Source organism: Microbulbifer rhizosphaerae (assembly GCF_014191725.1).
Classification (GTDB): Bacteria; Pseudomonadota; Gammaproteobacteria; order Pseudomonadales; family Cellvibrionaceae; genus Microbulbifer; species Microbulbifer rhizosphaerae.
This window is the reverse complement of sequence record NZ_JACHWZ010000072.1, coordinates 1-1,456: the sequence shown is the minus strand read 5'-3', so window position 1 is coordinate 1,456 and position 1,456 is coordinate 1. Positions and strand designations below refer to the sequence as shown.

General features: G+C 47.3%; 1 protein-coding gene. It reads right to left on the bottom strand.

What is annotated here, in order from left to right; genetic code table 11:
- On the bottom strand, positions 1 to 1,456 hold a 1,456-nt coding region (locus FHS09_RS22485; protein WP_183464145.1), incomplete at both ends, for a hypothetical protein.

Sequence of the window (1,456 nt, the reverse complement as noted above, 5' to 3'; positions counted from 1 at the left end):
TCAATAGGACTGCTATCTGTAGTAGTTCCATCCTTAGCTACAGAGAATGTTCCTGATGTTGATTTAACGACATTATTGCCATTCTTATACTCGATGACATACTCATAGTCGAAGACTTTGGAATCATCGCCCAAAACACCGAGATTAGCCTCGTGATTGGAGCCGCTTTCGACCGGCGACACCTCCGCCCAACTTCCCGTGCTCCCTAAAGTTCGGTATCTAAACACAACCGCCGCACCTTCCGGTTGTGTGGACAAGGGCCAGGAAACGACTGTCGGGTCGTAAAAATACTGCGTACCGCTTTCATAGACAAAGGTATCCGAAGAAGTGGTCCCATCGACCTTAGTAATCAACAAAGCAACATCATATTTGCCTCTTGGCAGCGGACTGCCAATTCGCAAATTGACCTTTCCACTCCAGGATTTTCCATCAGCAACTATATCCTGCGGGTAGGTCATAGCCTCGTAGATTTTCTCTGGATCTCCGACCTTGGTAGAAACAGCTTTTATAGATTCTATATTGGTGGCCGTCGAGTAATTATTAACCGCCGAGGAGCCGTATACACGTTTAACCTGGGCTTTAAATGGTGTGCTTTTGCTCTGGTTGGAATTCGCTATGGTTGTATAGGTATTCTCTCCGCGCAGCATCACCTCACTGCCGTAAAGGTAATCAATGCGGAAGCTATAAGTCCCACTAGCGGGGTTATGGAAGCTGACGGTATTCCAATGACCGCTTGTCGAAAAGCTCCTTCCAGCCCAAGGGCCACTGCCACTCTTGTAGTAGAATTTAGTGGTTTTGTTTTGACCGTCAGTGGGGTCATACCACTTTATTCTAGTGCCGACATTGCGGCTTCTAGTTTCCGTATAGCTATTAGTCTTACTTATTCCAACTGGCTCCCAGGCATTATCGCGGCCATTCCAGTATCTGGCCATTCTATATTCTTCGGTAATTACCTTTACTGTGTAATTTCCCGCAGGTAAGTTATCGCCATAGATTTTTGTTAAATCTACACTCCCATCCCATGTCGTTGAGCTAACGTTGTAGGCAAACGTACTGCCGTAGCCGCTTGGCAAGCTTCCATCATTACGAGTTACAGTTACATTTACTTTCCAATAACTAAAAACACTACTACTCCCACTTCCACTCGATGTCGATCGGGAAGTAAAAGTTCCCGGCTTTAATTTTGTGCTGGTAATGGTCGAATCAACATTCGTGTGCTCGCGATAGATGGTGACCGCTTTACTCTGTGTCTGTGCATTGCCGATGTTTTGCAGCGCCATAGAAGAGAAGGTTAGTGGCTCCTCAAGGTGAGCCGGGCGACTATTGATAGCACTGGTTACGGTGAGCTCTCGAGAATCTGGCTTCGTATACTGCTCCGCGATTGTGGCCGTACTGCCATAGGTGTAAGGCTGGTTCGGCGGCCGCGTGAAGGTGTTGGTAATTGCACTGCCGGTGA